The organism is Mycobacterium deserti (assembly GCF_025345615.1).
GTDB classification, from domain to species: Bacteria; Actinomycetota; Actinomycetes; order Mycobacteriales; family Mycobacteriaceae; genus Mycobacterium; species Mycobacterium deserti.
The window spans coordinates 337,096-344,069 of record NZ_JAODWD010000007.1 but is presented as its reverse complement, the minus strand read 5'-3'; the positions used below and the strand labels follow the sequence as shown (position 1 = coordinate 344,069).

General features: G+C 68.6%; 7 protein-coding genes. All 7 read left to right on the top strand.

The annotated features are described in order from the left end of the window. Positions 1-155 precede the first annotated feature (155 nt). The 7 genes from N4S67_RS27320 to steA all read left to right on the top strand — a co-directional run bounded on the left by N4S67_RS27320 (position 156) and on the right by steA (position 6,970). Positions 156-935 carry a tetratricopeptide repeat protein gene (locus tag N4S67_RS27320; protein ID WP_260996174.1) on the top strand — a complete coding sequence of 260 codons (780 nt, stop codon included), beginning with the start codon at positions 156-158 and terminating at the stop codon, positions 933-935. Between the two features lies 1 nt (position 936). Further along, complete coding sequence (locus tag N4S67_RS27315) at positions 937-1,959, top strand: HAD-IIA family hydrolase (protein WP_260996173.1); 1,023 nt, start codon at positions 937-939, stop codon at positions 1,957-1,959. A gap of 8 nt (positions 1,960-1,967) precedes the next feature. Beyond that, a complete protein-coding gene (locus tag N4S67_RS27310) occupies positions 1,968-2,153 on the top strand; it encodes a hypothetical protein (protein WP_260996172.1) in 186 nt (61 codons plus the stop codon). A gap of 6 nt (positions 2,154-2,159) precedes the next feature. Beyond that, on the top strand, positions 2,160-2,969 hold the full coding sequence (locus N4S67_RS27305; protein ID WP_260996171.1) for a TlyA family RNA methyltransferase: 810 nt from the start codon (positions 2,160-2,162) through the stop codon (positions 2,967-2,969). Next, positions 2,966-3,883, top strand: a complete 918-nt coding sequence (locus tag N4S67_RS27300) for an NAD kinase (protein WP_260996170.1) — start codon at positions 2,966-2,968, stop codon at positions 3,881-3,883. The genes N4S67_RS27305 and N4S67_RS27300 overlap by 4 nt, the downstream gene beginning before the upstream one ends. After that, positions 3,883-5,643 (top strand): DNA repair protein RecN, encoded by a 1,761-nt coding sequence (gene recN / locus N4S67_RS27295; RefSeq protein WP_260996169.1) that lies wholly within the window; start codon positions 3,883-3,885, stop codon positions 5,641-5,643. Before N4S67_RS27300 ends, recN begins: the two co-directional genes overlap by 1 nt. Positions 5,644-5,785: 142 nt before the next feature. Next, complete coding sequence (gene steA, locus N4S67_RS27290) at positions 5,786-6,970, top strand: putative cytokinetic ring protein SteA (protein WP_260996168.1); 1,185 nt, start codon at positions 5,786-5,788, stop codon at positions 6,968-6,970. Positions 6,971-6,974 lie beyond the last annotated feature (4 nt).

Here is a 6,974-nt window from a genome sequence, read left to right as displayed (position 1 = left end):
TGCCAGCGCCAATGATACTGCCCAACCCGGGTGGAAAAGTAGGACACCGCCGAACACACATTAGGATCACCCCCCACAATTTTGTGGGGGGTGATTCTATTTATCGGTATTCGTTCGAATTCTCAATTCGGGCGTGATCGGGTAGAAAGGCATACGTGGTCCAGGACAGTCGAGGGGGCAACGACGGGCGCCGTCCGCGTCGCCCGCCGCCGCGCTCATCAGGGCCGAATCGGGCCCGCCGGTCGCAACCGAGGCCCGACGAGACGCCGCAGGACGCCGGCCCTCGCATCCCTGACAACATCGAAGCCAAACAGCTTTCGCCCGAAATTCGCGGCGAACTCACAACATTGGATCGAGCCACCGCCGACGTCGTCGCGCGGCACCTGGTCGCCGCGGGCGAACTCCTCGACGAGGACCCGCAGACCGCCCTGGCGCACGCCCGCGCGGCGCGGGCCCGATCCGGCCGGATCGCTGCGGTCCGTGAGGCCGTCGGCATCGCCGCCTACCACTGCGGCGACTGGTCGCAGGCGCTTTCCGAGCTGCGCGCGGCCCGCCGGATGGGCAGCAAGTCGCCGCTGCTGCCGTTGATCGCCGACTGCGAACGAGGCGTCGGACGTCCGGAGCGTGCGATCGAGCTCGCCCGCAGCCCCGAAGCCGCGCAGCTCACCGGCGACGACGCTGACGAGCTGCGGATCGTCGTGGCCGGCGCCCGCTCCGACCTCGGGCAGTACGACCAAGCGCTCGCGCTCCTGTCCACCCCGCAACTCGATCCGAAACGCACCGGTCATACCGCCGCGCGGCTGTTCTACGTCTATGCCGATACTCTCCTGGCGCTCGGCCGCAATGCGGACGCACTGGAGTGGTTCATCAAGACCGCGGCCGCAGACACCGAGGGCGTGACGGACGCCGAGGAACGGATCACGGAGCTCTCCTGACATGAGCACCCTTGCGCAGGAACACGATTGCCTGCTGCTCGACCTCGACGGCACCGTCTTTCGCGGGCAAGAGGCCACCTCGGGGGCCGTTGAGACCCTTGCCTCCATGCGTGCGCGCACGTTGTACGTCACCAACAACGCCTCCCGCGATCCCGCTGAGGTCGCCCAGCACCTGCACACACTGGGTTTCGCGGCCGAACCCGACGACGTGGTGACCAGCGCCCAGAGCGCAGCCAACCTGTTGGCGTCCCAATTACCCCCCGGCGCAATCGTTCTCGTCGTCGGCACCGATGCACTCGCCGCCGAGGTCGCCGGGGTCGGTCTGAAACCGGTCCGGCAGTACGCGGACGGACCGGTCGCCGTCGTGCAGGGACACTCGCCCCAGACCAGCTGGCCCGATCTGGCCGAGGCCGCATTGGCCATTCGCGCCGGCGCGCTGTGGGTGGCGGCCAACGTCGACCGGACGTTGCCCTCGGAGCGCGGCCTGCTGCCCGGCAACGGGTCGATGGTCGCAGCGCTACAGACGGCCACCGACCGCGAGCCGCAGGTGGCTGGCAAGCCGCAACCCACGTTGCTCAACGACGCCCTCGCGCGCGGGCGCTTCCGCACACCGCTGGTCGTCGGTGACCGTCTCGACACCGACATCGCAGGCGCCAACGCGGCCGGCCTGCCGAGCCTGCTGGTGCTCACCGGTGTCAGTACCGCCGCGGACATGGTCCGCGCCGTGGCATCAGAACGGCCCACCTATGTCGCCGCCGATCTGCGTTCCCTCCACGCCGACGCCGACGAGCTACGGATCGGTCCGCATGCAGGCTGGCGCATCGACATCGACACGACAGAGGTCACGGTGCACGCCACCGGACGCGACCCCGAAGATCCGCTGTCCGTGGTGCGCGCGGCCGCCGGCGCAGTGTGGAATGCCGGGCTCGACGGGCAACCGTTCACCCTCAGTGCGGGCGACGACGCGGCACGACAGGCGCTGCAACGCTGGTCCCTGCTGAGCCCGCCGAATCGGCTAGCGTGAACACCGATATGAGTACCGATCCGGAACAGATCCGTGCCCAGATTGCGGAGTTGCTGGCCGACGTGCCCGATCCGGCCCAGGAAGGCTCGGATCTGGCGAATCTCGCCGACTCCGACATCGACGTCATCGCGGCGCGGCTCGAACAGGCCCACGATCTGCTGGTGCAGGCGCTCGAGTCCGTCGAGAAGGGATGACCGCGCGTGACGCGGCGGGCACGCGTTGACGCCGAACTCGTGCGCCGGGGATTGGCCCGCTCCCGCCAACAGGCGGCAGAGCTGATCTGCGCAGGCCGGGTGAGTATCAACGGGATGCCGGCCGCCAAGCCGGCCACCGCGATCGCGACGAGCGCGACACTCACCGTCGAGGGTTCTGATGAGCGCAGCTGGGTCTCCCGCGGCGCCCACAAGTTGATGGGCGCCCTTGACGCGTTCGGTCTCCGGGTCGACGGCAGTCGGTGCCTTGATGCCGGGGCGTCGACCGGGGGTTTCACCGAGGTGCTGCTCGACCGCGGCGCCAACGAGGTCGTCGCCGTCGACGTCGGCTACGGCCAGCTGGCCTGGTCGCTGCGCAACGATGCGCGCGTCACCGTCTTGGAGCGCACCAACGTCCGCGAGCTCACCGCGGACTCGATCGGCGGACCCGTCGACTTGGTGGTCGCGGACCTGTCGTTCATCTCGCTGTCCACAGTCTTGCCCGCGCTGACATCGTGCGCGTCAGCCGACGCCGATATCGTTCCCATGGTGAAGCCGCAATTCGAGGTCGGAAAGGATCGCGTCGGTGCGGGCGGAGTCGTCTCCGACCCACAGTTGCGCGCGGACGCGGTGCTGGCGGTCGCCCGCCGCGCCGTCGAGCTGCAATGGCAGCCCGTCGCGGTCATCGCCAGCCCACTGCCGGGGCCCTCGGGCAATGTCGAGTACTTCCTGCGGCTGCGGTCGCGCACCGACCATCCGCTGCAGGGCGAAGCGCTTGAACGGGCGGTAGTGGCCGCCGTGGCGGAGGGCCCGCAATGAGCCCGGAACGCACCATCCTGCTGGTTGTCCATACCGGCCGCGATGATGTCGTCGAAGTCGCCCAGCGAGTCGAAAAAGTGCTGGGCGACAACGGCATCGGCCTGCGGGTGTTGTCCGCAGAGGCGGTCGACCGGGGTCCGGTCTCGCCGGACGATGTGCGCGCGCTCGGGGTGGGCATCGAGGTCGTCGACGCCGACGAGCGAGCTGCCGAAGGCTGTGAGCTGGTGCTCGTGCTCGGTGGCGACGGGACCTTCCTGCGTGCCGCCGAACTGGCCCGCAACGTGCAGATCCCGGTGCTTGGCGTCAACCTCGGCCGTATCGGGTTCCTCGCCGAGGCGGAGGCCGACCACATCGACACGGTCCTCGAGCACGTCGTCCAGCGCGACTACCGTGTCGAGGACCGAATGACGCTCGACGTCGTCGTCCGGGTGGGGGGCCGCATCGCCAGCCGCGGCTGGGCGCTCAACGAGGCCAGCCTGGAGAAGGGGCCGCGACTCGGGGTGCTGGGCGCGGTGCTCGAGGTCGACGGCCGGCCGGTCTCATCGTTCGGGTGCGACGGCGTGCTGGTCGCGACACCGACGGGGTCGACGGCGTGGGCGTTCTCCGCGGGCGGCCCGATCCTGTGGCCGGACCTCGAGGCCATTCTCGTCGTGCCCAACAATGCGCACGCGCTGTTCGCGCGGCCGATGGTGACCAGCCCGAACGCGAACATCGCGATCGAAATCGAAGCCCGCGGACATGACGCGCTGGTGTTCTGTGATGGCCGTCGCGAGATGGTGGTGCCTGCGGGCGCACGGCTGGAAGTCACCCGATGCGGCACACCGGTCAAGTGGGTCCGGCTGGACAGCGCGCCGTTCACCGACCGGCTGGTGCGCAAGTTCCGACTTCCGGTCACGGGCTGGCGCGGGCCGTAGTGCTATCCGAGATCCGCATCGAGTCGCTGGGCGCCATCAGCACAGCGACCGCCGAATTCGACCGCGGACTCACTGTGCTCACCGGCGAGACCGGCACCGGCAAGACCATGGTCGTGACCGGCCTGCACCTGCTGGGCGGCGCCCGCGCCGACGCCACCCGGGTGCGCTCGGGCGCCGACCGCGCGGTTGTCGAAGGTCGTTTCACCACAACGGATCTCGGTGAAGACGTCGCCGCTCACGTCGACGACATCCTGGATTCCTCCGGTGCCGATCGCGACGACGACGGCAGCGTGATAGCGGCACGTTCGGTCAGCCGCGACGGGCCCTCGCGGGCGTATCTGGGCGGCCGCAGTGTGCCCGCCAAGTCGTTGAGCACCTTCACCACCGAGTTGTTGACGCTGCACGGCCAGAACGATCAGCTTCGGCTGATGCGCTCCGAGGAACAGCGCGCGGCACTGGACCGTTTCGCCGACGTCGAGCAGCCGCTCAAGCGCTACCGCAAGCTGCGTGACGAGTGGCTGGCCGCCCGCCGCGATCTCATCGACCGTAAGCAGCGTGCGCGTGAACTGGCGCAAGAGGCCGACCGGCTCAAGTTCGGATTGAACGAAATCGACTCTGTCGCACCACAACCGGGCGAAGACGAGAAACTCGTCGACGATATTCGCCGCTTGTCGGAGCTCGACGCGCTCCGTGAGGCGGCGGAAGCGGCGCGAACGTCGCTGTCCGGAGAGGACGATCCGTCGCCGGAGGCCGTGTCGGCCGCCAACGGTGTTGCGCATGCCAAGGCGGCCCTCGAAGCGACCGACGACTCCGCACTCAAGACCCTGGCCGAACAGCTTGCCGGCGCACTGGCGGTGATCGGCGATGTGGCGAGCGAACTGGGCGACTACCTCAGCGGATTGCCAAGCGACGCGAGCACCTTGGAGACCAAGCTGGCGCGCCAGGGCGAATTGCGCAACTTGACGCGGAAGTACGCCGCCGACATCGGTGGAGTGCTGCAGTGGGCGCAGGAGTCGCGCGAGCGACTGGCGCAGCTCGATGTGTCGGAGGAGGCGCTGACAGATCTCGAGCGCCAGGTCGTCAAACTGCAGGATCAGGTCGTCGCGGCAGCAGCCGAACTGACGAAGGTGCGCACCAAATCTGCCAAGGGACTGGCAAAGGCGGTGACCGCCGAACTGTCCGGTCTGGCGATGGCCGACGCGGTGTTCACCGTGTCCGTCGCGCCACTGGCCGCCAGGGCCGACGACTCAGCGCCGCTCACCGTGTCGTCGGGCGCGACGGTGCACGCCGGGCACGACGGTGTCGACGCCGTCGAGTTCGGCTTCGCCGCACACCGCGGAACCGACGTGCTTCCGCTGAACAAGAGCGCGTCCGGCGGCGAGTTGTCGCGCGTGATGCTGGCGCTCGAGGTGGTGCTCGCCGCGTCGGTCGAAGGCACGACGATGGTTTTCGATGAGGTGGACGCCGGCGTCGGCGGACGCGCCGCGGTTCAGATCGGTCGCCGGCTGGCTCGGCTCGCGAGCACCCATCAGGTCATCGTCGTGACCCATCTCCCACAGGTGGCCGCCTACGCCGACGTGCACCTTGTCGTCGACAGCGGCGGCGGACGAAGCAAGTCGAGCGGTGTGCGCCGCCTTGATGACGACGATCGGGTCGCCGAGCTGGCCCGCATGCTTGCCGGCCTCGGGGAGTCCGACAGCGGCCGGGCTCACGCACGCGAGCTGTTGGAGGCCGCTCAGAAGGACCGCGCCGAACCCTAGGGGTTGTGGTCGCGATGCTTTGCTTTGCTCTCGAATTTCGCGGTCATCAGGGTCTGTGGCAGTTGTGACTAAAGATACTTCTGTGGCTAATGTTACGGCGCGCCTCCGACCGCTAACGCCCTGATCTCGACAGAATCGGCGCATGAAGATGTCAGCGCTTCTCTCTCGCAATGCCAGCTCACGCCCAGGCGTCCTCGGCACGGCCCGAGTCGACCGCGACATCGAGCGGCTTCTGCGGCGCGTGAGTCCGGGCGACATCGTCGTCATCGACGCGCTGGATCTGGATCGGATCACCGCCGACGCCCTCGTCGACGCCGGCGTCGGGGCGGTCGTCAACGCGTCGCCGTCGATCTCGGGGCGTTACCCGAATCTTGGGCCCGAGGTGCTGGTGGCCAACGGAGTGACGCTGATCGACGACACCGGCCCGGAGGTCTTCAAGAAGGTCAAGGACGGCGCCCGGATCCGGCTGCACGACGGCGGCGTCTACTCCGGTGACCGGCGACTGGCCCTGGGCGCTGAGCGCACCGAACACGAGATCAACGAGTTGATGCACGAGGCCAAGAGTGGCCTGGTCGCCCATCTGGAGGCCTTCGCGGGCAACACGATCGAATTCATCCGCAGTGAGAGCCCGCTGCTGATCGACGGCATCGGCATCCCCGATGTCGCCGTCGACCTCAACCGGCGTCACGTGGTCATCGTCGCGGAGGAACCCAATGCCGCGGCGGACCTTAAGGCGCTCAAGCCCTTCATCAAGGAGTACCAACCGGTGCTCGTCGGCGTCGGCACCGGCGCCGACGTGCTGCGCAAGGCGGGCTACCGACCCCAGCTCATCGTCGGTGATCCCGACCGGATCAGCGCCGACGCGTTGCGGTGCGGGGCACAGGTGGTGCTGCCCGCCGACGCGGACGGGCACGCGGCCGGCCTCGAACGGATCCAGGACCTCGGCGTGGGTGCAATGACGTTCCCCGCCGCCGGTTCGGCCGCCGACCTGAGCCTGCTGCTGTGCGACCACCACGGCGCGTCGCTGATCGTCACCGCAGGTCACACCGCCAGCATCGAGGAGTTCTTCGACCGCTCGCGTCAACAGAGCAACCCCTCGACGTTCCTGACCCGGCTCAAGGTCGGCGAGAAGTTGGTCGACGCCAAGGCCGTGGCCACCCTGTACCGCAGTCGGGTGTCCGGCGGCGCGATCGCGCTGTTGGTGCTCGCGATGCTCGTCGCGGTGATCGTGGCGCTGTGGGTGTCGCGCGCCGATGCGGCCCTGCTCGACTGGGTCGTCGACTACTGGAATCGGTTCTCGCTGTGGGTCCAGAGCTGGGTCACCTAGGAGA

Coding starts and splice junctions, on each gene's coding strand:
- N4S67_RS27315 (WP_260996173.1), top strand. CDS start 937: ATGAGCACCCTTGCGCAGGAACACGATTGCCTGCTGCTCGACCTCGAC.
- N4S67_RS27310 (WP_260996172.1), top strand. CDS start 1,968: ATGAGTACCGATCCGGAACAGATCCGTGCCCAGATTGCGGAGTTGCTG.
- N4S67_RS27300 (WP_260996170.1), top strand. CDS start 2,966: ATGAGCCCGGAACGCACCATCCTGCTGGTTGTCCATACCGGCCGCGAT.
- steA (WP_260996168.1), top strand. CDS start 5,786: ATGAAGATGTCAGCGCTTCTCTCTCGCAATGCCAGCTCACGCCCAGGC.